The following is a 23,968-nucleotide window of genomic DNA, read 5'->3' as shown; positions in this document are numbered from 1 at the left end:
TTCGCTATTGTGCGGCTGCTAAATTCGCGGGTTACACTTTTGTAACCCACAAAATGAGTGTGAGGAAAATCCATGGATATCAAAAAGATTCCTGTTGGCGACGCACCTGAAGCCGTCAACGTAATCATCGAAGTTTCTGCTGGTTCAACACCAGTTAAATACGAATTCGACAAAGACAGCGGCGCGATCTTCGTAGACCGCTTCGTGCATACACCAATGCACTACCCTGCAAACTACGGTTTTGTTCCGCACACTCTGTCTGATGATGGTGACCCAATTGACGTTTTAGTCTTGGCTCCAGAAGCAATCATCCCAGGTGCTGTTATTCCTGCACGTCCAATCGGCGTTTTGATGATGGAAGATGACGGCGGCATGGACGAGAAAGTTCTCGCTGTACCAACGGACAAAATGCACCTGATGTATAAAGACGTTAAAACGGCATCTGACCTGCCAGAAATCGTCCTTCAAGAGATCGCTCACTTCTTTGAGCACTATAAAGATCTTGAAAAAGGCAAATGGGTTAAGATTGCCGGTTGGGAAGGCGTTGAAAAAGCCAAACAACTTATTATGGAAGCTGTGGATCGCGCTAATAAAGCATAAGCGTTCACACGACCCAGATATAAAAAAGCCCGATGGTGAAATTTCCATCGGGCTTTTTTTATTCGTCATGAGAACGAAAGGCCTTTACTGACGACCGATTGACTGTAAGTCCTGTTTAATCACCCTATTGCTTTTTTTATTCAGCTCTTCAGCTAAATCTGCCTCAGACTTTGCTTTGGCACGCGCATCACTGCGGCGTTTTTCCAGATCAATTTGCTCAGCGCCCGGTAAAAGCTGTTTTTCACCTTCCTGCACGGTCCAGACCCGGCGTTTGGGCTGCATTTTTTCAAGGATTTTCTGGGCATCCTTGGTGTCTTCTGGCACCTCGATAGAAATTTCAACCCGGCGGTTTTTTGCGCGCGCAGCTGGTGTTTCAGCCTCAATAAGCGGGCGAGAATCGGCATAGCCTTGTGAGGTCATGCGTTTTTTAGGGATTTGCCCACTGCGCAGGAAATAATGCACCACCGATGTGGCCCGGGCCGATGATAAATCCCAATTAGAGCGATATTGCAAAGTTGATATGGGGATGTCATCTGTATGGCCCCCCACCTTAATTTCACCCGGTGTGCGCGCTAAAATCGGGATAATTTTATCAAGTGAACTATAAGACGCTCCAGACAGCTCTGAGCCACCAGATTCAAAGGCTGTTTCGGAGGGAAAACGAAGGACAACACCCAGTTTTGTCTCTTCCAGCTCCACCAAATGATTGGCAATATCTACTGCGAGTGAGCGGCGCAACTGTGCCACCATCACATCGCGCAAGGCATCTGTTTCAGGCAGGTCCATAGGAACGGACTTCACCCCAGATAAAATACCCCGCCCACCTGAAAGATGAGATTGCTCATCGGTCTTAAAATCCGAGTTTTGATTAAAGGCCTCGCGCATGGGGCCTGCATTTTTCTGGAAACTATTGTCATTCACTGTAGAAAAAGACAGTAACAAGACAAACAATGCAAAAAGAAGGGACATGAGGTCGGCATAAGTCACCATCCAAGCAGGTGCATCATGCCCATGCTTGATAATTTTACCACCATCTATCGTATCAACTTCTTCATCCAACGTATTCATCTAGCCACGCTTTCTTTTGGCATCACGCCCGGCGGTATAGGCTTCATTTGCACCAAGCTGGCGTTGTTTTTCCGGTAAGTGCGGCTCTAGAATTTCCAACATGGCGGTTGGGTTTTGCATTTGCTGAATTTGAAACACACATTCAATAATAAGCGAGCGCAACGCCTTATCTTCCCCTGATTTTGACTCCAGCTTATCGGCAATGGGCAAGGCAATCAAATTGGCAATTAACACCCCATAAAGCGTGGTCAAAAGCGCCACAGCCATGGCGGGGCCAATGGTTGAAGGGTCACTCATATTAGATAACATCTGGATCAGGCCCACAATTGTGCCAAACATACCAAACGCGGGCGCACTATCGCCAATGGCCCTAAAGATTTTACCACCAACTTCTTCTCGTTGGATCGCCATAGCCATTTCTTGGGTGAGAATTTTGCGGATATAGTCCAATTCACGCCCATCTGCGCAAAGCTGTACGCCTTTTTTAAAGAACGGATTCTTTAAATTATTACGCTCTAAGGTTTGAATGCCGTTTTTGCGTGCCTTTTTCACCAGCATGATGGCTTGGCGAATATAATCGCGTGGTTTTTCTTTTTGCACTGTGAAGGCTGCGCGAATCCCGATGGGAATAGAGATGAAAATACCTGCCAGTGGAAATTTAATGAGGCTGGCTGCAAACGTACCGCCCACAACAATCAACAAGCCGGGGAGATTGAAAAAGATCATGATATCTGAACCCGACAGGATCGCGAGTGTCACGACTGTTAGGCCAATAATCAGACCGGCAATTGTTGCAAAATCAAACTGCATGAACTGTATTTCCGTTATTTTATTCTTATTCGTTTCTCTAACGACAAGTGTGCAACCTTCAGCCCGCGATGACAAGGGGCAATCTGTAGGCTTGTTGTTAAACTAAAAAGATGTAAAATGCTGATAAACTAATGTGATTTGGGGTTGGGTTTGTTAAAACTCTTTAAAATTGTTTGTTTGTCTTTTGCTCTCTTGATTGGCTTTTATCAGAAATCACAAGCGCGCGATCTGCGCATTTGTACCCATATAGGGTTTGAGCCTTACGTTATTAAAGACGGCACATCCCTTAAAGGTATTGATATCGATATCGTTCTTGCGATTCTAAAGAAGATGAAACAATCGGCTGAGATTAACGCCTATCCGTGGAAACGCCTGTTAGCTTCCATAAAAAGCGGGCAATGCGATGTGGGTTTTTCGCTGTTTGATACCGAACAACGCCGTGAATATGCAGACTATATCTTTACCGTACCGCTACATTATTCCACTTTCAGTGTATTTGTGCGCAATGATAAAGCCTTTAATTTCAACCGCATTACAGACTTTTTTGGCAAGAAAATCGCCCATAACCGCGGCTTTGCCCTTTCAGTCGGGTTTGAACAAGCCATTGCCGATAAAAAACTTGAGCGCATTACCTTTGACAATGCCAGTAATGCGGTCTTGATGTTAGAGCGCGGGCGCATTGATGCGATCATCGATAACGAAGCGCGTTTTCGCTATTACTTGAAAAAACATAACAAGCTCAAACACATCAAGTCCCTGACCATTCCTTTTATGCCCCATCATCCTGCCTTTCTCGTGGTATCAAGAAATTCTGATATGGACGACATAGAGGCTATCAAACAAAGACTCGAGACCGAGCTTAAAAACCTTCATCTTGATGGCACAATCATGCGCATTACGACGCAATATTTAAATTAGGGCGTAAATTCTATTCAGCTGAAGCTGGTAGAACGTGGCTCTCATCTTCAATACCCGCTTCAATGCGTGCTTTCATGCGCGAACAACGCACACGTTCGCTTTCAGACTTCAGCTGCCCACAGGCTGCTAAAATATCCTGACCACGGGTCACACGGGTTGTGGCGGTATAACCTGCACGATTAAGGATTTCCACAAAACGCTTGATGGTTTTGCGCCCTGAACATTCATAATCACTACCCGGCCATGGGTTAAATGGAATGAGATTAAACTTACAGGGAATATCTTTGACCAAGCGGGTCAAGGCACGCGCGTCAGCCTCACTATCATTAATGCCTTTTAACATGACATATTCAAAAGTGATGCGACGTGCATTAATCGCCGCTGGATAATCACGCACAGCAGCCATCAAGTCTTTCAACGGATATTTTTTATTGATCGGCATAATCTCGTTGCGCACCTCATCAGTGGGTGCGTGAAGAGAGATGGCGAGCTCAACATCAGCAACTTCGCCCAAACGTCTGATCTCTGGCACCACGCCACTGGTTGACAGGGTGATGCGGCGTTTTGAGACGGAAATGCCTTCTTGATCCATTAAAATTTTTAATGCTTTAACTGTATTATCAAAATTATAGAGAGGCTCCCCCATACCCATCAACACGATATTGGTCAGCATACGCTTATCACCGGGGGGGGAGGGCCATTCATCATAACTGTCACGCGCTGCCATAAACTGACCGACAATCTCCCCAGCAGATAGGTTGCGCACCAACAGCTGCGTACCTGTGTGACAGAATTTACACGTCAGCGTACAGCCCACTTGGGAAGAAATACAAACCGCGCCGCGATCTTCTTCAGGGATAAAGACGGTTTCGGCTTCATTGCCATCATCAAATTTATACAGCCACTTGCGCGTGCGATCCACAGAGGTAAGTTCTTCTGCGGTTTCAGGACGTGAAATATAGAAATGTTCAGCCAGCTTGCCATGCAGGTTCTTTGAGATATTTGTCATTTTGGTGAAATCTCTCACACCATAATGATAAATCCACTGCCAGAGTTGCTTCGCACGAAAGGCTTTTTCGCCAATGCGTTCCATCTCTGCCTTCAATTCCTGACGGCTGAGCCCTACCAAGTCAATGCGTTGGTCTGTCATTTCTAAATTTTCCGAATAGCTGAGTTTCACGCTTGGTTTTTCCAAGCCGTGGCAAATCTATACAGGATTCAGAAGAAAAATGCAAATATCGCTGAGTTAAGTACGTACCAGTCTGATCTGGTCAATGATATAGCGACCGACTTTTGTACGCAGGCCACTGACTTCTTCGCGCAGGCTCAATAAAGCCCCTGCAACACCGGCAGTTTCAGACATGTTTGATTCCACCAAATTGCGCATCATTTCCATGTCTTGCTCCAGCTTTAGGGTACGGGCTGAGTATTCATCTGATTTATTTTCAAGAACAGCTGTGCGCGAACGGGTCTCATCAAGGTCGGTTTTAACCACACGGATTTGGCTGGCAAGATCCTTAAGGCCACCTTCGCCTTCTACGATTTCGATCAAGTCTGCCATATCGCCGCGAACAGAATGAAGGGCGCGCTGATAGCCTGCAATTTCTTCATGCATTTCAGAAACTTCTTTATGCACGTCATCGGCTTTCATAGCCGCGCGTTCCATACGTTGGGTACGCGCGCGAATGCCTTTGAGCTCAACTTGCTGGCGCTCCATTGCGTAGGTCGCTTGTTTTAACAACACGCGAATATTCTGAATATCACCAGCTTGAGCTTTTTGCGGATTAGTTGCGACACCTTGGATTTGCTCCACAAGCTGATCTACTTTGCCTTTAAGGGCATGATATTTCACTTTTGAGGCTTCGCGCTGCAAACGGACTTTATCCAATTCCTGCTGTTTTACTTTTTCAAACTGTTCGTGGCGTTTAACTGCATCAGGGTGCAGCCCAAAACGTTTAGCAGCAGAAGCCAGACCCGGCGTCAAAGGCGAACGACGCAAAGGTGTGACGTTATGTGTATCAATTTTCTGTGCTAATGCCATTTCTAGCTCTCCCAAACACTTATTTTGTGTCGATAAAACAATAACTTTCATCCTATCTTGACCCATAAAAATGAGTAGATAGTTAACAAAGTTAATTTTTTTGGGATTTGTAAGAGGTAATATAAAAGGAAACCGACCGAGCCTGGGTGAAGGGGGGGAGGGACAGCTATTGATACGGTGCTGGAGGACAAGAAACTTAATACGTACCCCTCTCGGGCGGGATACTTGGGGTATGGTAAGTAGGTACGATTAACCTCCTTATCCTCCAAACCCGAATTTGCTATCGGCTACAATCGGTTTCCTTTATTCGTTGTCTCATTCATTAACTGTATAATAATTCTTATTCACAATTAAGTCTATCCGCATGACTACCTGAGTACAATTGCGCATTGTATATTTACGGAGTTTTACCCTGTAGATACCGTTTGTCGCCATGCGCCATCGCTAAAGCCTTTTAAAATTTTACGTGCGCGTGTCGCATTCACAGTGAGCGGTTTAAATTCATGCAAATAATCAACAAACCCCTCTAGCTGGGTTGATTGTTTATTGGTATCAACATAACCCATGGACCAATCTTGAAAATCTTTCTGCTTTATATCACCGCGAAAGATCAAACGTAGCTCCGTATGGCGCTTATCCTTCATGATCTTCTTATAAAGCTTTTTTAACTCTGCCTTTGGGCCTTCTAAGACCTGCAAAAATGAACCTGAGCGATAAACCAAGATGCCGCTTATGCCTTTTGATAAATTGGTCTGCCTTGCCTTTTGCAAAAGTGCCTCAAGTTCTTCGGTCTCAAAATCATAACTGGCTGCGCTTGCATATATAACCTGATAGAGTTTTGTCATTGGCCTGATCTCCTCATTTTTTTTTCTTCTGTTTTAAATCATATCAAAGATCAAATAACCAAGTAATACGGTCAACTACTATAGGGATTCTACTATACCCTTATGAATCCATAGAGTTTTTAGGGACAGGCATAAAAAAACCGCCGCTCCCCATCTGGAAAGCGGCGGTTTGATTTGATTAATGATCTTTAGCTTAGTGCTTCACATTAGCCCAAATCTTACGCTTCAATGCATAAAGCATTGCTGTCAGTACCAATAAGAACAGCATAACTTTCAAGCCCATTGACTTACGCTCATCCAACTCAGGCTCTGCAGCCCAGTTGAGGAACGCTGAAATGTCTTTAGCATGTTGCTCAGCTGTCATTGGCGTACCATCTTCATATTCCACCAACTCTTCAGTCATTTGTGGTGGCATAGAGTTATAGTAGCCCGGGAAGTACAGGTTGAACGCTTTATCTTCGTTCACTGAAAACCCTTTTTGGTCTTTTACAACTTGAGGAATTTCTTCAGTGAAACCCATCAAGAAGCTATAGATATATTGAGCACCGCCCATACGTGCTTTTGCCATCAAAGACAGATCCGGTGGCAAAGCACCGTTTGCATCGATCGCAGCCGCATTGTTTGGATATGGTGGTACAAACTTGTCAGACGGTTTGCCTGGACGTGTGTAGAAATCACCATCGTCGTTCAACAAGGAACCATCTTCCCCATGGGGAAGAATAACTTCTTGTTCAGCAGCGATTTCCTTGATCTCGTCTTCATTGAAACCCAAAGCAGACAGGTTACGATAAGCAACCAAACGCAAAGAGTGACAAGAGGCACAGACTTCACTGTAAATCTGGTAGCCACGACGCAGTTGTTTCTGGTCGTAACGTCCAAAGATACCTTCAAAAGACCAAGACGCATCCATCAAAGACGGGTGGTATTCGCCACCAGCAGCTTTCGCTGTACCGGAGCTCAAAGTGAGGGCAGCAACAGCAGCAATAATCAGTTTACGCATGTTATGCATCCTTCTTCAAAACGGCACTAGCAATACTTTGCGGTAACACAACCGACTTCTCAAGCTTCGCCATCAAAGGCAGAACCACGAGGAAGTGTGCAAAGTAATAAACTGTCGCAAGCTGAGCCATGATCACATAAGGCTGTTCAGCAGGCATCTGACCCAACCAACCTAAGAAGATAAAGTCAGCGAACAGAACCCAGAAGAACCATTTGTAAACAGGACGGAACTTGGCAGATTTCACTTTAGAACGATCAAGCCATGGTAGCGCCATCCAAACAAGGATAGAAGCAAACATCGCCAATACACCACCAAGCTTAGCTGGGATGAAGAAGATATCAAAAGTGATCGCACGCAAGATCGCATAGTATGGCAAGAAGTACCATTCAGGAACGATATGAGCAGGCGTTACCATTGGGTTAGCCGGAATATAGTTATCCGGGTGACCCATGTAGTTCGGTGCCCAGAACACAAAGAACATGAAGAACATAAAGAATGCACTCATGCCGAACAGATCTTTAATTGTGTAATATGGGTGGAACGGGATGCTGTCTTCCGGTGCTTTCATCTCAACACCCAGTGGGTTGTTGGATTTAACCTGGTGCAATGCCCATAAGTGTAGACCAACTACACCAAACAGAACGAACGGCAACAGATAGTGCAAAGAGAAGAAACGGTTCAATGTTGGGTTATCAACAGAGAAGCCACCCCAAAGTAGCGTTACGATGAAATCACCAACAATCGGGAATGCCGAGAATAGGTTGGTAATAACAGTTGCGCCCCATAGAGACATCTGACCCCATGGCAGTACGTAACCCATAAAGGCTGTACCCATCATAAGAAGCATGATGACAACACCGATAATCCAAAGGATTTCGCGTGGGCCTTTATAAGAACCGTAATAGATACCGCGGAAGATGTGGATATAAACAACGATGAAGAACATTGATGCGCCGTTCATATGAACATAGCGGATCAACCAACCGTAGTTTACGTCACGCATGATACGCTCAACAGAGTCAAACGCCATGTCTACGTGCGGTGTATAGTTCATCACCAGGAAGATACCGGTAAGAACCATCACGATTAAAACTGTAAGAGCCAGAGAACCGAAGTTCCACCAGTAGCTCAAGTTGCGCGGCGTTGGATAGCCGGCAGTGGAGTGATGCATCATAGAGAAGACTGGCAAACGCGAGTCGACCCATTTCACCACTGGATTATTCCATTCAGGAGAACTCATTGTGTATGGACCCCTTAACCAATTTTGACGTTTTCGTCGTCGAGGAAGGCGTACGGCGGAACTGCGAGGTTCAATGGTGCCGGACCTTTGCGAATACGACCAGACGTATCGTAGTGTGAACCGTGACATGGGCAGAACCAGCCACCGAATTCACCTTTTGGATCGCCAGGCTTCTGACCCAGAGGCACACAACCCAGGTGAGTACAAACACCCAACAGGATTAGCCATTCTGGTTTCTGAACGCGATCAGCGTCTTTTTGTACATCAACAAGTGATGCACTATCGTCTTTGGCAGCTTGTTCAATCTCAGCCGCTGTGCGGTGACGAACAAATACCGGTTTCCCGCGCCATACTACAGTGACGCTTTGCCCTTCTTCGATCTGAGAGATGTCTACTTCAGTGGTAGACAGCGCCAGAACGTCAGCAGATGGGTTCATGCTGTCAACGAAAGGCCAGATCGCGCCTGCAACACCCGCAGCACCGACAGCAGAAGTTGCCAGCAGCAGGAAGTCGCGACGGGATTCACCGCTTTCCGTCTTATTCTCTACGTTGGTAGCCGTATCAGCCATGTTTTACCTCAATTCTTGTCCCCGTTTATCGCCGGGGTCCCCAAGTCGTTGCTTATTACAGATTAATTTCTGCGCACAATCATTGTTTCTTCGAAAAAAGATGAAGACACAATGACAAAACTCAATTAACAACGAGACCCATCATTTAAAGGATGAGTCGCGCACCCGTATAATGCATTTCGCCTTTTATGAAAAGGTATAACCGTTATAAAAATGTGAAATAATATTACAAATTGCTTCATTAGACAGTTTATTAATAACGATTCTTAATTAGGAGGGACAAAACCGTGCGTTTGGCCTTATATCAACCTGATATTCCACAAAATACCGGAACTTTGCTGCGACTCGCTGCTTGTATGGGCATTGGGGTGGATATTATCGAGCCCTGTGGTTTTGTTCTGGATGACAAACGCATGCGTCGCGCCGGCATGGATTACCTCCATCGCGTTGATTTAATCCGGCATAATTCGTGGGAGGCTTTTCTTGAAGATAAAAAAGAAAAAGGCGGCCGGATTATTCTTCTTTCCACAAAAGCCGCCCATCTCTATACCGAATTTACCTATCGCGCTGATGACACCTTATTATTAGGGCGCGAAAGCCAAGGCGTCCCCGCTGAGGTCCATGACCGCGCCGATGAACGCCTGATCATCCCCATGGCTGAAGGCATGCGTTCCATCAATGTGGCAATTTCCGGGGCCATGGTCTTGGGTGAGGGTTTGCGCCAAACAGGTGGTTTCCCCGCTTAAGCGGTCTTGGCATTCTCATAAAGCTGTTGATACTCGACATTATCCACAAGATAACCCAACAGGCTACAGGCACGATCATGGAGGCCACAGATCAGTTTCCCCATGAGAGAGCCCTTGTGTGCCCAATCCAAACGGTAGGTCACTTCTTTGGCCCGCGCCACTGCAAAAGGCAAAATCAATCGGCTGGCTAAAGGGGAGCGGCGCATCACTTTAACATATGCCACGGCCCAAAAATGATAGCCCTTCATGAACTGTGCAGATAAATGGCGTGATGCATAAAGATGACAGGCCTGATAGTGCTTTTTACTCATAAGGCCTTGTCTAAACAATTCTGTGCAGACAACCTTGGCACCGCCTGCACCGCCGCCGCCGCCACTACCAGCGCCAATGCCTTGTCCTCCATTATCGCCATCAGCCGCACCTCCTGCATCGGCTTCTTGTTGTTGCTTTCTTTTTTTCTCTTCTTCCTCTTGTGCCTTTTTCTTACTCTGCGTCGCAGTGGCGACTTTTGCGGCTGTAACAGGGGTTGGAGTCTTGGGTTCTGGCTTGGTGGTTTCTTCTCCCACCAATGGATTATCCCAAGGCGTAAGCTGGACATTATTTTGTCCAGAAGCGGTTAAGCGACTTTGTCCCTGTGGATTTATGGATTGAACGGGCTTATTGTTTATGATTTGTTCTTTATTTTCCTTTGGTTTAGGGCTGGTTTGAGCGCGATTTCTCTCAAATTCTGCAATCGAAATTGTCTGATTAGAATTTTGTCGGTTCTTGTAATATCCTTGGCCTATGCGCCCCATAGAATCGGCGACATAGACCCAATCTTCTGGGCGAAATGTTGATGACATGAAAAGCTCCTCACATAATATGATCAATTTCCTCTATGTAAGGTATATTTTCCTTTTCGCAACCCGCAGCACAGTAACTTCTTTGACTTTCTTCAAAACTCAAATCACTCTTTTAGAGTTTATAGGCGAGTCGCAGGTTGCCCCAGTGACGATCACGCACGTAAATCGGTGCATCAACTTCTTTAAGCAAGACCCGTTGATCCCCCACCACACGATCATAAGCCTGCACCAAAACCTCTAACGTATTGCGTGCTGCGCGCAAACCAGCCGGATCGGCAAAAATACGACGGTTGCGACAATTGGCATCATTCCACACCGGATCATCACTTTGATCTTTGGAATAGACCATATTATGGGTCGGCAGATAAGCTGAGCGGTCCACCGCTGCGCTAAAGACGATATTGGGCAATAAAGTAATGATCTCTTCCTGAATCGGGGGCAGATATTCATCCGTAATGGCTGTAAATTTCGTCAACAATTGACGCGGGTTAGAGCCCTCCACCGGCTGGTAATCGATATCGAAGAAATCTTCAAAAATAATCTTGTTTTTCTGCAAAGCATCTTCAAAGGCGGCTTCAACACGTTTTGCCCCAGAGCGCACCAAATCAATGTATGGCTTATCATTTTCTTTCGTCGCCTTCACTAAAGACAAGACTTTATGACGGCTTTCTTCGGTATGGCGGCCAAAGGCCACGTTAACGATAATACCTGTAACATTACGCACGTCACAGTCAAACTGACCAAGCTGGGACAAGGTCAATTGCGCCGGACCTTGTGACAAGGCCGTATTTTCGTCAGGTAAACGCAAAGACACACCACCTAAGCCCAAATCCGCCATCACAATCGGAATACTCTTGCCATTTTGAACCAAATTCCCTTCCATGCCCATGGGAACACGTTCTGTCCCGCGGCGGTTACCTGCATAAGAGGTCCGTAACAGCAAGGTCATGGCATTACTGAGGCCCGAGACATCGCGCATGACATTTTGTGAGATATTAGACACTTTGCGCGCTACCTGCTGGGCATCTTCATTGCGCTGACTAACATCTTGCATATTTGTTGTCACATCTGCCGTTGTATCTGACGCACTGAGCGCACTGGTACTAATCTCAGACGTGGCATGGGTCTGTTGTTCAACCGACTGGGCAATGGTTGAAACATTTTCCCCCATCTGCTGAATAAGCTGATTGGTCAGTTCAATTTCTTTGGCTGCACGTTCTGTGGCTTGTTGAATTTGCATGGATTGCGCATTGACCTGATCAATGGCTTTTTCCGTTTCTGAAGCGAGATTTTTCACTTCCGAGGCCACAACCGCAAACCCCTTACCCGCTTCACCTGCGCGCGCCGCCTCAATAGTAGCGTTCAAGGCCAAGAGGCGAGTTTGAGAGGCAATATTTTGCACCAGTGAGACCACTGAGGAAATCTCATGCGCCGTGGTTTCCAGTGAAACAACCGTTTCTTGAGAACGCAAAGACTGATTAATCGCATCTTGGGCAATATTCTCAGAAGTTTGCACCTGATCAGCAATGGTCTGAGACGATGCATCAAGCTCTTCTGTGGCGGCTGCCACGGTTTGAATGGCTTGGGAGGTATGGCTTAAAGACGAATCGGCCTGATGAACCTGTGTTTCCAGATCATCTTGTGCAGAAGACAGATTTTCTACATTTTGCTGCATCAGGCGCGTCTGATCGTTCACACTGCTGATGGTTTCACCCGCTTCGCGCAAAACATTATCAGACATTTCAAGAAGCTGATCGCGAATTTTACGCAGCTCACCACTTTCAATATAGGTCATCATTGCCAAATCAATATCAAGACAAACACTACGCAGCATCGCCCCGATTTGATCGGATACTTTAGCCGATTTAACCCCATTTTTCTTTAAAAAAGACCCGATGAGTTTTTCTAAAAAGAGGAAATATCCCCCTAAATACCAACGCGGTTCCAGCCCAATCACATCATGGACCCGACCGATTTGGCGTGCGCGATTTAGATATTCATCATCATATTTGCCAGAAAACATCGATTCCCAGTGAGAAATCTGGGTCTTACTCAGTTCTTCACGCGGCTTATGAGACTTAAGGATGACTTTGGTTTCTTCAAACCCCTCAAGATGATCGTAGAATTCATTCACAATTGAAGGGAGCTCACCTTCAATTTGATTGAAAAAACCCTGCATTGATTTTTTTGCTTGTGAATCAATTCTTAGAAATTCGAGACGTTTCTCAATATCATTCTTATTGTTGCCATCACTCATGACAGACCTTCTCCCTAGACGTTCCCTGTACGAACCATTTTTATATTTTGGGCTATTTTATCCTTATGAAGCACAAAATATAAAGGGTTTTTCTTAATTACAGAGAAAAACGACCTCGGGTAGAAATAAATACAATATCGCTAGCTTACCAATTGAGAGAAAGTTTCTTTGGTATAGCCCGGTGGCAGGACTTTGACATGCTCTTTATTGCGATACATATCGGCTTCAGGGTTGCGCACTTCAGGCTGAAGCACATCTGTTAAAAATGCAAAAACACCGGGAGCCAAATTTTTCGGGAAAGTCTGCCACGTGATAAAAGCCCCGCCGCGCATATCGTGCTCCATGATCTCCGAGCTTTGTTTTGCATCCGTAATATCCATAGCCAGATCATCAGCCAAGCCCACATAGACCCAACCCGGTTTCATACCGCCATGCCAAATCACATAAACAGCACTTACACCAGACACATTTTCCTTAGCCAATTCAAGAAAGGGAAGACGACGGAATTTACCCGCAGCATTTTTTGACCATGCCACTTCAATCACTTCGGATTTATCCGCTTTTTTCTTCCCACCACCTAAAAAACCGAACAGTCCCATTTTTTGACCACCCTCACTTCGTCAAATTATTATTCTTAAGTCTAAATAACCAATTGTCTGCGCCATTGCAATACAGGCTTTTAGCGACCAAACAATTTCTTTGCCTTAGACTCACGACGCGCGAGCTGTTTTATGGTGACGCTTTCAACAGCTACTTCAATGAGAATCCCTTCGCGTGAGCCTTCGCTGATCAAACTGATGAAATGTTTCACATAATCTTCCTTATCTGCCGGACACGACAGTTGAACCGTCTTTGTGGTTTTTTCTTCATATTTCATACGCTGGCGGATTTTGGGATCACCTTGTTTTTCCCCGGTTAAATAAGGCTCATAGGCTTTATCCACCTTGGCAATATGGTCAAGTAACCAGACTTCCAAAAAAGAAACGATCTTATCGGCATCCACATCATCTGGGTATGTCTGGTGAAAATCACGCAAGGATAGAATCGCATCGCGAAATTCATCATGGATTTGTTTATGGGCATCAAAATCAGGATAACCAGCGCGCAGTAAAAAACGTTCTTCACGCTCAAAATGTTCATCGACATAAAGAATCAGAGAAGCAATCGTGGCGGCAATAATATTGCTGTCACGTTGATCCTCGATATTGCGGCCAAGCTGCTGGATTGTGCGAAACAACATACGATGATCATCATCGATAGGCGCAATCCCGAGCTCGAACTCCGTCGGCCATTCCTTAATTTGCATTCTCTGGTACACCTTCTGTGCCTAAGGACCATTATATCAATAATTCTTATTGATGAAATCCTTCCATATAATCCTTAAAACTGTAACACAAAGTTATGCAAAAAAAACCACCCCCTTTGATATACGACTTGATCTTTCGTTTGTATACAAACAGATAGGTTTACCTTTGCACTCTTAAAACACAACTCTTACTCATGGCTTCACGAATATCACTGGCGGTTTTTTTTGTGTATAGTCTATCCTCATACTTGCATTTTTCATCAAAGAGATAGATAGTCCGCACATATAAATAGATACGTTCATAACCTCTTGATTATAGGCAATAAACCTTTGGCATCCCCATCTGATATCAGCCCCTCTCATGCTCTATTTGCATCCATCGTGCAAAATAGTGATGCGTTGATGTGCCTGTGTGATCATGAGGGTAACTTTATTTATACAAACCCGGCCTTTGAAAAAAAACTCTCTCTACCAGAGCAAACACAAACCAGCTTTGATGAGTTTTTTACCTCCACACCTTGGGCAAAAATATGCCAACCGGGCAACTGGCAGGGTGAAGCCACCACAAAAGACGGACTGTGGTTTCGCACAACCCTCTCAATCGCTGCGAATCCAAATACGGATGAAGTGCAATATGTGCTGATCTTACAAGATATTACTGAGCAAAAAGAACAAGAAAAAAGCCACTATTTCGACCAGCAAAAACTCAAAAGCATTTTAGATAATATTCCCGCCTATGTATTTTCCAAAGATAAAGAGGGCAAATATACTTACGTCAATAAAATGCTCTCCATGCTGCTGGCTTTACAAACAGATGATATTCTTGGAAAAACGGACTTTGACCTCTTCACCCAAGAAGCTGCTCAAAATTTTGCTAAAAATGATAAAGCCGTTTTCACCAAAGGCAAAACAATCCGCGCCCTTGAAGATGGCGGCATAGATGAATATGGGATCGAGCGCAGTTATCTGTCAGTCAAATGTCCTTTAGAAAACGAACAGGGCGAAATTGACGAAATGCTCGGTATGTCCGTTGACATTTCGGAGCAGCAACGACTTGAAAAAGCCTTATGGGAAAGTCAGGAAAAGCTCAACAGTATCCTCGATAACCTAAAAGCCCGTGTCTATATCAAAGACCGTGATCTGAAATACACTTACGCCAATGAAGAGCTTTGCCAGACCCTGCAAAAAGACCGCAGTTCTATCATTGGTAAAGACGATTATGACCTGTTTGAGCCTGAAACCGCCATTGGCTTTCGCACAACTGACCAAGAAGTCTTTAAAAACCAGCGCAAAGTCTCGCGCATGGAAACCTCTCTTGAGCCAGAAAGTAAGAAAAAACGCTATTTCCTTTCTGTAAAAGTGCCTTTGCTCAATGCAGAAGGTCATGCCCATTCCCTGCTCGGCATTTCAACCGATATTACCGAGCAAAAGCGCCTTGAAAAACGCCTTCTGCGCAATGAAAAACAGCTCACCACCATTCTGGATAACCTCAAAGCCCACGTCTATATCAAGGATGTCAGCTCGACCTATACATATGTAAATGCCAATATGTGTGAGTATCTGGGTAAAGAAGCCGATGAGATTATCGGCAAAACCGATGTGGAAATTTTTGGCAAAAAAGTCAGTGATCGCTTTAGAAAAAGTGACCGCGATGTGTTTGATTATGGTGAACAATCTTCCAGCATTGAGAAATCACGCCATTTCCAAACAGGCGAGAGATGCTATTTCCTCTCCATCAAAGCGCCTTTGGTCAATGATCTGGGCAATCCATACGCTTTAATCGGTATCTCAACAGACGTTACAGAACAGAAACGACTTGAAAATGAGTTACGCACGCTGGCGTCAACCGATGTGCTGACGGGCATTAACAACAGGCGTTTCTTCCTTGAGCTTTGTGAAAAAGAGATCGAGCGCGCCCAACGCTATAGTAAAAAACTATCCCTCATCATGCTCGATGTGGATCATTTTAAACGTATTAATGACACCTATGGCCATGCGGTTGGTGATGAAGCCATTCGCGCCATGACCGGACTATGTCGCAAATGTTTGCGCAATACCGATATTATGGGGCGCATTGGCGGTGAAGAATTTGCCATTTTACTCCCTGAAACCGATAAAAAAGGCGCCATCCATATTGCGGAGCGCATTCGCCAATCCACCCAAGATTATGCCTTTGATATTGGGGAAGAAAACCCGGTTTCCTTTACCGCCAGTTTTGGGCTGACCAGCCTTGAAGACGGCGATAAAACCCCAGATGATATGCTTAAACGCGCCGATATTGCCCTATATGATGCCAAAACACTGGGTCGAAACCGTGTAAGTGAGAGTACGTAAAAGCGCTAAATTATTCATTTTACACTCTTTCTTAATTTCTTTGATGAATCATGCGCGCCAATGCTTGCGAAATCTCGCAAATAGCCTTATATAACGCCCAGTTTTTCACCCTCAGGGAATTCAGATCGTTTGTGCCTTAAGTCATAAGGGCAGACACAAGTGAATTCGCCGCAACAAATAGAGAGTAAAATGAGTAAAGTAATCGGTATTGACCTTGGTACAACCAACTCCTGTGTATCCATCATGGACGGCGGCGACAGCCGCGTGATTGAAAACGCCGAAGGGACACGTACAACCCCTTCTATGGTTGCCTTTACAGATTCTGGCGAGCGCCTGTCCGGCCAGCCTGCCAAACGCCAAGCGGTCACAAACCCAGAAAGCACCCTGTTTGCAATTAAGCGTCTGATCGGTCGCCGTTTTGACGATCCGCTAACAAAGAAAGATCAGGAACTGGTTCCTTACAAAATCGTCAAAGCAGACAATGGCGATGCGTGGGTAGAAGCCAACGACAAATCTTACAGCCCTTCTGAAATTTCAGCCTTCATCCTGCAAAAAATGAAAGAAACAGCTGAAGCCTTCGCAGGTGAAGAAATCAGCCAAGCAGTTGTAACTGTTCCGGCTTACTTCAACGACAGCCAGCGCCAAGCAACAAAAGATGCCGGTAAAATTGCCGGTCTTGATGTTCTGCGTATCATCAACGAGCCAACAGCTGCCGCCCTTGCTTATGGCATGGACAAAAAAGAAACAGGCACAATCGTCGTTTATGATTTGGGTGGCGGTACGTTTGACGTTTCCATCCTTGAAATCGGCGACGGTGTCTTTGAAGTAAAATCCACGAATGGTGACACATTCCTTGGTGGTGAAGATTTCGATATGGCCATCATCGACTATTTGGCTGACGAATTCAAAAAAGACCAAGGCATTGACCTTCGCGGTGACCGCATGGCCCTGCAACGTCTGAAAGAAGCGGGCGAGAAAGCTAAAATCGAACTTTCTTCAAGCATGGAAACAGAAGTTAACCTGCCGTTTATCACGGCTGACCAATCCGGCCCAAAACACTTAAACGTGAAAATGAGCCGTGCCAAACTGGAAAGCCTTGTTGCTGACTTGATCAAACGCACAGTGAAGCCCTGCCAAGCCGCTCTTAAGGATGCCGGCCTGAAAGCTTCTGAAATCGACGATGTTATTTTGGTGGGTGGTATGACCCGTATGCCAAAAGTTGTTGAGCAAGTTAAAGAAATCTTTGGTCGTGAGCCAAACAAAGGCGTGAACCCGGATGAAGTTGTCGCCATGGGTGCTGCCATCCAAGGTGGCGTACTAAAAGGTGACGTTAAAGACGTTCTGTTGTTGGACGTAACACCACTTTCATTGGGTATTGAAACATTGGGCGGTGTCTTCACACGCTTGATCGATCGCAACACAACAATCCCAACACGCAAAAGCCAAGTCTTCTCAACAGCTGAAGACAACCAGTCTGCTGTGACCATCCGCGTTTTCCAAGGTGAGCGTGAAATGGCAGCAGACAACAAAATGTTGGGTCAATTTGACCTTGTTGGCGTGCCACCCGCACCGCGCGGTGTGCCACAGATCGAAGTAACCTTCGATATTGATGCCAACGGTCTGGTTAATGTATCTGCAAAAGATAAAGCCACAGGTAAAGAGCAGCAAATCTCCATTAAAGCTTCTGGCGGTCTGGATGATTCTGAGATCGACCAAATGGTAAAAGATGCAGAAAGCCATGCTGAAGACGATGCAAAACGCAAAGAAACAGCAGAAGCGCGCAACCAAGCTGAAAGCCTGATCCACACCACAGAGAAAAACCTCACTGAACATGGTGAAGCTTTGGGTGAAGAAGAAAAAGGCGAAATTGAAACGGCCCTTAACGACCTGAAATCAGCTATCGAAGGCGACGACATCGATCCAGAAGATGTAAAAGCCAAAACAGAAACGCTGATGAATGCTTCCATGAAACTGGGCGAAGCCATGTATAAGGCACAGCAAGAAGCCGCTGGTCCTGAAGGTGAAGCTGCTGGTGCGGGCGCTGATGAAGCTCCGGCTGATGACGGCGTTGTGGATGCAGACTTCGAAGAAGTCGATCCTGACAAAAAAGACAAGTAAGCCTCAATCTTAACAAGGAGTCGTCCTCGCTTTACTATGCGAGGACCTCTTTGTTTTAGAGGATAAAGGTCCCCACGTTTGGTGGCGACGACGCTATCTAGAAATAGAGGTTCAAATGGCAAAACAAGATTACTACGAAACGCTTGGCGTTGATCGCGAAGTCGATGATAAAGCGCTTAAAAGTGCGTTCCGTAAACTTGCCATGCAATATCACCCGGATCGCAATCCGGACAATGCCGATGCTGAAAGCAAGTTCAAGGAAATCAATGAGGCCTATGAAATCCTCAAAGATGCCGAAAAACGCGCAGCTTACGATCGTTACGGTCACGCAGCGTTTGAACAAGGCGGTCCTGGTGGCGGTGGCGGCGGCTTTGGCGGCGGTGGCTTCTCCGGCTTTGGTGATATTTTCGAGGAAATGTTTGGCGACATGATGGGTGGCGGGCGAGGCCAGTCTTCCGGTCGCGGTGCAGATTTGCGCTATAACATGGAAATCAGCCTTGAAGATGCCTATAACGGCAAAAAAGCTACCATCGAAGTGCCAACTTCAGTCAATTGTGATTCTTGTGAAGGTACGGGTTCTGAAGGCGGCAAACCGCCAAGCATGTGCCCAAGCTGTCATGGTCGCGGCAAAGTGCGTGCCCAACAAGGTTTCTTCACCATTGAGCGGACCTGCCCAACGTGTCACGGTGCGGGATCAGTCATTTCAGATCCGTGTGGTGTTTGTGGCGGTACAGGGCGTGAGCGTAAATCCAAAAACTTGTCTGTTTCCGTACCTGCAGGTGTGGAAGATGGCACACGCATTCGCCTAACCGGTGAAGGTGAAGCCGGATTGCGCGGTGCGCCAAGTGGTGATCTCTACATCTTCTTATCTGTGGCTCCCCATCGCATTTTCCAACGCGAAGGTGCCAATATTTTCTGTGAAGTGCCCATCCCCATGACCACAGCCGCCCTTGGTGGTGAGATTGAGGTCCCGACCGTTGATGGCGGGCGTGCACGCATTAAAATCCCTGAAGGGACACAAGGCGGTAATCAATTCCGTCTGCGTTCCAAAGGCATGAGCGTCATGCGCTCAGCGGCGCGCGGGGACATGTTTGTAGAAGTCTCGGTTGAAACGCCAGTGAAACTGACCAAGGAACAAAAAGATATCCTGAAACAGTTTGAAGCAGCCGGTGGCGGCAATGTTGAAAAACACAGCCCCGAAACCCAAGGTTTCTTCAGCAAAGTCAAAGACTTCTTTGAAGACCTGACAGAGTAAAAACAAAAACCCCCGCCTCTTAAAATAGAGCGCGGGGATTTTTTTATATTTGATTTTCTTAGAATCTGGCCTGCGCAAGACGCTCTTTAGCGAATGCGAGCGATTTTATTGTTGGAAAATTCAATCTGATCGCAAATATCGTCTAGATCACAACAAACCTCAAAACACATGGGATAATCTCCCCCAGGCTTTTTCGTGCGCAAGAAAACGCGAACCCCGGTGAAAACAGCTGATGCAACAGGTTCGATATAACTGATATCTTCCACATTGATCAGGAATTTCTTTTCTTCTGTTTTAACTTCAATAAACATCACTTGTTTCCTTTCTTCTTTTCTTGATTATTCTTTCCACGCAATCCAGCCGCCAAACAAGAAGGCCCCGTAAAAAGGTTCCACGGTTTTAAAGCCTGCGCTATGGAGCAATTCCATAATACGTTCTTCTGAGACAAACTGGATATCGCGCACCACATGTTCAAAGCCACGATCCACAATATGTTCCGGCATGCCTTTATGAAGCTGCCAATCGCGCCAAATCTGTAAAAACTTTTCTAAACGCTCGCCTTCAACTTCTGCATGGAGGTCTGCTAAAACCAAAGGCGCACCGGGCTTTAAGCGACTGGCGATAGAGCGCAACAAGGCTTCTTTTGAGCCATCATCAGGCACAAAATGCATCACCAAAATCAGGCACGCCACATCAAATTCTACATCCCCATCTAGGTCTTCCACAAAACCTTGATAGACTTCACAACGATCAGAAAGTTGTTCAATCTCCATATTGGCTTGAGCAACTGAGGCCATGGCAGGCGCCGGCTCTACCCCGACAAAGGACCAGTCAGGGAAATCATGGCCCATGGTGATGAGTTCCACACCCGTGCCGCAGCCCACAGACAAGAGTTTTGCATTTGTTTTGGTTACATAACGAGTGAGCAAAACCTTGATCATCTCATGTAAAACATCATAACCGGGCACCACTTGGCGGATCACACGGTCATAGGCTTCAGCCTTTTGGGCATCAAAATGCTGGGTGGTATCAAATTCGCTCATATCTTGGGCTCTTTAAAATCAACTTGGCCCTTAAAAGGGATAAAGGCCGGAACACGCGATTTATACGTGGCATAATGATCGCCGTACAGCCTTATCAAGTGGCGCTCTTCAAAACGGCTGCCAATCCATAGGTAAAGCGAGCCACAAATCGCTGTCATCACATCAAATTCATTATTGATGCGCCCCCATAAAATCAGAAAACCCGCACTATAAAGCGGATGGCGCACCCATTTATGAAAGCCCTTAAAATGAAGCGGTTCTTCATCATGGGCCATAATGCCTTTAAAATGCTCCCGAATTTGGCTAAGCCCACCCAAACGGCCCAGATCATATTCACGCAACGCCCAAAACATTATGATCCAGCCCAAACCATGGGCTACCCCTTGGCACCACCACAGCCAACTTGGGCGCATAAAATCAATCACACCCTCAAAAATAAACAGGCCCACCATATAAACTGCGCCAATATGCAAGACTGCAAAGATATTATAAGCAAGACGATAATACGCCCCAAAGGCAGGCTTAAGCCGTGTTTTTACATTCTCACGCGCCAAAAGCGAATGGACAAGGCCAAAGCTTAACCAGCCAAAGCCGTATATGAGATATTCCTGAACCATAAGATAATTCTGTGCCAACATCTAGGCTATGTCCAGCCCAATATGCCTTGTGTCGCCCATCACAGCCAATCCATAAAATTTTAGATAAGCTAAAAGCCAAGATGCAGTTCATTGATGAGGTTTTCGATGTTTAGCTCAAATAAAACCGCCACCACACTCGCCAATCGCGCCCAAGCCTTGCGCGATCGCATGGATGCCAAAGAAAAATGCGCCCTTGCGCGTGATATGGGTCAGGCGCTTGATCAAGAAAATTTAAACGATACACAACGCACATTGGCTGAAGATATCATCTCCAAACTGGTTGAAGATGAAATGGTTCAGGTGCGCGCCGCCATTGCTGAGGCCGTTGCTGGCTCGCCCCATCTGCCCGGGCGCATTGCGCGCAAATTGGCTGAAGATATTGCTGAAGTCAGTATTCCCGTACTTGCGCTTTCCCCCGCTTTGGAAGAAAAGCTTTTAGATGATGTAATTAACAGCGGTGTGGCTGAAAAAATAACCGCCATTGCCGGGCGGGATAATGTCTCTGCCCATATTTGTTGCCAAATTGTCGCTTCGGGGCGAAAAGGCGCGGTTGTGCGATTGTTAAATAACCCGGGGGCTGATATTAGCGACCATACAATGGTGACAATCGTTCGGGTTTATGGCGATGATAAAAAGATCGAGCAAGCCGTATTTGATCGCGGTGAACTTTCCAATGAGGTGATGGAGACTTTACGCGACTTAAGCGAAGCCCATGTCAGCGCCTTTATCCAGCGCTATTTCAACCTGCCTGAACATATGGTCGATGTGGATCGTGGACGCAACCTTTTAGAACGCAACCAGAATGATCGGCGAAATTCAAATTGGTGGGACAGCAAGCAAGGTGTTCTGTAAAGGTTTAAAGTTCTTAGCCTGCCAAAGCCAGTAAGCCATCCAGATCACAATATTCTTCAAGATGCTCGGCCAGTTGATCCAGCACATCCTCTATTTGCTGGTCATAAGCCACACCTGCGCTGCGCTCAGCCCGAATATCTTTCAAAAAAGCATGGCGAAATTCATCACTATTGAAAATCCCATGCAGATAAGTCCCCATAATCAAGCCATCTTTAGAAAGACGACCCTCTTTTTTACCTTCAAGCTCCAACCAAGGCTCAGTTGGTTCAAGGTCTTTAGAAACACCCATATGCATTTCATAACCAGAAACTTTATGGCTAGTTTCAAGGCAGGTCCCACTGGTTTCGCGCAAGGTTTTCGGCCCCTTCATCACGGTTTTCATGGGCAAAAGACCCAACCCGTCCATAGATTTTATCTTGCCTTCAATCCCGTCTGGATCACAAACTTCTTGGCCCAACATCTGATAGCCACCGCATAACCCCACCACACGGCCCCCGCGGCGCACATGGGCTTTGATATCAATATCCCAACCTTGCTCATACATATAAGCCAAATCTGCCAAGGTGGCTTTAGAACCGGGCAATAAAATCACATCCCCATCAGCGGGTAAGGCAGAGCCTGCCTCAACAATTACCACATCCACGTCATTTTCAGCGCGCAGTGGGTCAAGATCATCAAAATTGGCAATTCTGGAAAAACGCGGCACGATAATTTTAATCGATTTTTCGCCGGCCTGTTTTTTGCGATTATCAAGGCTCATGGCATCTTCATCTGGCAATAAAGACGCCTCTTTAAAATAAGGAACGATACCGAAACAGTCTTGATCGCACTGATCTTTAATAATATCGAGCGCAGATGTAAAGAGGCTCGGGTCCCCGCGAAACTTATTGATCAAATAACCTTTGGTGCGAAGCTTTTCACTCTCACTAATCAGGCAATGTGTCCCCACAATTGAGGCGATTACCCCGCCGCGATCAATATCACCTATTAAGATAACAGGAATGTCAGCGGCCTCGGCAAAGCCCATATTGGCAATGTCGGATTTGCGCAAATTCACTTCTGCCGCACTGCCTGCGCCTTCCACCAAAACCAGATCAGCCGTTTCAGCCAATTTATGAAAGCTTTCCAACACCTTAGGCATCAGGCTGAGCTTAAGCTTGGTATAATCACGCGCTGTGGCATTGCCCACAACTTCGCCTTGGACCACAACTTGAGAGCCCACATCACTTTGTGGTTTTAACAATACCGGGTTCATATGGATGGATAAATCAAGGCCGCAGGCGCGTGCTTGTAAGGCTTGTGCACGCCCAATCTCGCCGCCCTCACGGGTCACTGCCGCATTATTGGACATATTTTGCGGCTTAAACGGAGCAACCTTTAGACCACGGCGCACAAAAGCACGACATAATCCCGCCACCAAAAGCGATTTTCCCACATCAGAGCCCGTGCCCTGAAACATGAGGGCTTTTGGCGATTTTGGCATTTT

23 protein-coding genes are annotated in these 23,968 nt (G+C 46.1%); 7 read left to right on the top strand and 16 right to left on the bottom strand.

Translation table 11 applies throughout. The features are described from left to right. Positions 1-72: 72 nt before the first annotated feature. On the top strand, positions 73-600 hold the full coding sequence (gene ppa, locus MTBPR1_RS08150) for an inorganic diphosphatase (RefSeq protein ID WP_069188512.1): 528 nt from the start codon (positions 73-75) through the stop codon (positions 598-600). 84 nt (positions 601-684) lie between these two features. On the opposite strand, the gene MTBPR1_RS08145 is transcribed toward ppa, so the two are convergent. After that, positions 685-1,668 carry a flagellar motor protein MotB gene (locus MTBPR1_RS08145; RefSeq protein WP_069188511.1) on the bottom strand — a complete coding sequence of 328 codons (984 nt, stop codon included), beginning with the start codon at positions 1,666-1,668 and terminating at the stop codon, positions 685-687. Beyond that, complete coding sequence (locus MTBPR1_RS08140; RefSeq protein ID WP_069188510.1) at positions 1,669-2,478, bottom strand: MotA/TolQ/ExbB proton channel family protein; 810 nt, start codon at positions 2,476-2,478, stop codon at positions 1,669-1,671. Positions 2,479-2,628: 150 nt separating this feature from the next. Between MTBPR1_RS08140 and MTBPR1_RS08135 the strand changes: the two genes are divergently transcribed. Further along, a complete protein-coding gene (locus MTBPR1_RS08135; RefSeq protein WP_165602643.1) occupies positions 2,629-3,396 on the top strand; it encodes a substrate-binding periplasmic protein in 768 nt (255 codons plus the stop codon). Between the two features lie 10 nt (positions 3,397-3,406). Here the strand turns inward: MTBPR1_RS08135 and rlmN are convergent, their stop codons facing one another. The 6 genes from rlmN to petA all read right to left on the bottom strand — a co-directional run bounded on the left by rlmN (position 3,407) and on the right by petA (position 9,091). Beyond that, positions 3,407-4,546: a dual-specificity RNA methyltransferase RlmN gene (gene rlmN / locus MTBPR1_RS08130; protein WP_069188617.1), complete on the bottom strand. Its 1,140-nt coding sequence runs from the start codon at positions 4,544-4,546 to the stop codon at positions 3,407-3,409. Positions 4,547-4,642: 96 nt separating this feature from the next. Beyond that, the gene (locus tag MTBPR1_RS08125; RefSeq protein WP_126465107.1) at positions 4,643-5,437 is read right to left on the bottom strand and encodes a hypothetical protein; all 795 of its coding nucleotides are present in this window, start codon (positions 5,435-5,437) and stop codon (positions 4,643-4,645) included. Between the two features lie 407 nt (positions 5,438-5,844). After that, positions 5,845-6,282 carry a BLUF domain-containing protein gene (locus MTBPR1_RS08120; RefSeq protein WP_069188507.1) on the bottom strand — a complete coding sequence of 146 codons (438 nt, stop codon included), beginning with the start codon at positions 6,280-6,282 and terminating at the stop codon, positions 5,845-5,847. Between the two features lie 193 nt (positions 6,283-6,475). Further along, a complete protein-coding gene (locus tag MTBPR1_RS08115) occupies positions 6,476-7,282 on the bottom strand; it encodes a cytochrome c1 (RefSeq protein WP_069188506.1) in 807 nt (268 codons plus the stop codon). A gap of 1 nt (position 7,283) precedes the next feature. Next, positions 7,284-8,522 (bottom strand): cytochrome b, encoded by a 1,239-nt coding sequence (locus tag MTBPR1_RS08110; protein ID WP_069188505.1) that lies wholly within the window; start codon positions 8,520-8,522, stop codon positions 7,284-7,286. Positions 8,523-8,536: 14 nt separating this feature from the next. After that, positions 8,537-9,091 carry a ubiquinol-cytochrome c reductase iron-sulfur subunit gene (gene petA, locus MTBPR1_RS08105; RefSeq protein ID WP_069188504.1) on the bottom strand — a complete coding sequence of 185 codons (555 nt, stop codon included), beginning with the start codon at positions 9,089-9,091 and terminating at the stop codon, positions 8,537-8,539. A gap of 287 nt (positions 9,092-9,378) precedes the next feature. Here petA and MTBPR1_RS08100 point away from each other — a divergent pair, with 287 nt between their 5' ends. Continuing rightward, positions 9,379-9,837: a tRNA (cytidine(34)-2'-O)-methyltransferase gene (locus MTBPR1_RS08100; protein ID WP_083222978.1), complete on the top strand. Its 459-nt coding sequence runs from the start codon at positions 9,379-9,381 to the stop codon at positions 9,835-9,837. Here the strand turns inward: MTBPR1_RS08100 and MTBPR1_RS08095 are convergent. From MTBPR1_RS08095 to MTBPR1_RS08080, 4 genes are all read right to left on the bottom strand, one after another. Beyond that, positions 9,834-10,679 (bottom strand): hypothetical protein, encoded by an 846-nt coding sequence (locus tag MTBPR1_RS08095; RefSeq protein ID WP_069188502.1) that lies wholly within the window; start codon positions 10,677-10,679, stop codon positions 9,834-9,836. The two genes, MTBPR1_RS08100 and MTBPR1_RS08095, sit on opposite strands and share 4 nt — an antisense overlap. Positions 10,680-10,791: 112 nt before the next feature. After that, positions 10,792-12,936 carry a globin-coupled sensor protein gene (locus tag MTBPR1_RS08090; protein ID WP_069188501.1) on the bottom strand — a complete coding sequence of 715 codons (2,145 nt, stop codon included), beginning with the start codon at positions 12,934-12,936 and terminating at the stop codon, positions 10,792-10,794. Between the two features lie 140 nt (positions 12,937-13,076). Beyond that, positions 13,077-13,535: a hypothetical protein gene (locus MTBPR1_RS08085; RefSeq protein WP_069188500.1), complete on the bottom strand. Its 459-nt coding sequence runs from the start codon at positions 13,533-13,535 to the stop codon at positions 13,077-13,079. A gap of 80 nt (positions 13,536-13,615) precedes the next feature. Further along, positions 13,616-14,242, bottom strand: coding sequence for a bacteriohemerythrin (locus MTBPR1_RS08080; RefSeq protein ID WP_069188499.1), 627 nt, complete (start codon positions 14,240-14,242; stop codon positions 13,616-13,618). A 330-nt stretch (positions 14,243-14,572) separates the two neighbouring features. Here MTBPR1_RS08080 and MTBPR1_RS17820 point away from each other — a divergent pair, with 330 nt between their 5' ends. The 3 genes from MTBPR1_RS17820 (at position 14,573) to dnaJ (ending at position 19,949) form a co-directional block, all read left to right on the top strand. After that, on the top strand, positions 14,573-16,576 hold the full coding sequence (locus MTBPR1_RS17820; RefSeq protein WP_083222977.1) for a sensor domain-containing diguanylate cyclase: 2,004 nt from the start codon (positions 14,573-14,575) through the stop codon (positions 16,574-16,576). Between the two features lie 189 nt (positions 16,577-16,765). Then, entirely contained in the window at positions 16,766-18,694 is a 1,929-nt protein-coding gene (dnaK, locus tag MTBPR1_RS08070) for a molecular chaperone DnaK (RefSeq protein WP_069188498.1), read from the top strand. Between the two features lie 115 nt (positions 18,695-18,809). Continuing rightward, positions 18,810-19,949: a molecular chaperone DnaJ gene (gene dnaJ / locus MTBPR1_RS08065; protein WP_069188497.1), complete on the top strand. Its 1,140-nt coding sequence runs from the start codon at positions 18,810-18,812 to the stop codon at positions 19,947-19,949. 86 nt (positions 19,950-20,035) lie between these two features. On the opposite strand, the gene MTBPR1_RS08060 is transcribed toward dnaJ, so the two are convergent. The 3 genes from MTBPR1_RS08060 to MTBPR1_RS08050 are packed head-to-tail and all read right to left on the bottom strand — an operon-like array spanning position 20,036 to position 21,630. After that, positions 20,036-20,260 (bottom strand): hypothetical protein, encoded by a 225-nt coding sequence (locus MTBPR1_RS08060; RefSeq protein WP_069188496.1) that lies wholly within the window; start codon positions 20,258-20,260, stop codon positions 20,036-20,038. A gap of 27 nt (positions 20,261-20,287) precedes the next feature. After that, positions 20,288-20,992: a class I SAM-dependent methyltransferase gene (locus MTBPR1_RS08055; protein WP_069188495.1), complete on the bottom strand. Its 705-nt coding sequence runs from the start codon at positions 20,990-20,992 to the stop codon at positions 20,288-20,290. Next, complete coding sequence (locus tag MTBPR1_RS08050) at positions 20,989-21,630, bottom strand: methyltransferase family protein (RefSeq protein WP_083222976.1); 642 nt, start codon at positions 21,628-21,630, stop codon at positions 20,989-20,991. Before MTBPR1_RS08050 ends, MTBPR1_RS08055 begins: the two co-directional genes overlap by 4 nt. Before the next feature lie 105 nt (positions 21,631-21,735). Here MTBPR1_RS08050 and MTBPR1_RS08045 point away from each other — a divergent pair, with 105 nt between their 5' ends. Then, positions 21,736-22,482 carry a DUF2336 domain-containing protein gene (locus MTBPR1_RS08045; protein ID WP_069188494.1) on the top strand — a complete coding sequence of 249 codons (747 nt, stop codon included), beginning with the start codon at positions 21,736-21,738 and terminating at the stop codon, positions 22,480-22,482. Between the two features lie 13 nt (positions 22,483-22,495). Here MTBPR1_RS08045 and MTBPR1_RS08040 read toward each other — a convergent pair whose 3' ends face one another. Continuing rightward, positions 22,496-23,965, bottom strand: coding sequence for a cobyric acid synthase (locus tag MTBPR1_RS08040; RefSeq protein ID WP_069188493.1), 1,470 nt, complete (start codon positions 23,963-23,965; stop codon positions 22,496-22,498). Positions 23,966-23,968 lie beyond the last annotated feature (3 nt).

This window comes from Candidatus Terasakiella magnetica (assembly GCF_900093605.1).
Lineage (GTDB): Bacteria > Pseudomonadota > Alphaproteobacteria > Rhodospirillales > Terasakiellaceae > Terasakiella > Terasakiella magnetica.
The sequence above is the reverse complement of the archived record's forward strand: the minus strand, read 5'-3'. Positions and strand labels throughout refer to the sequence as shown.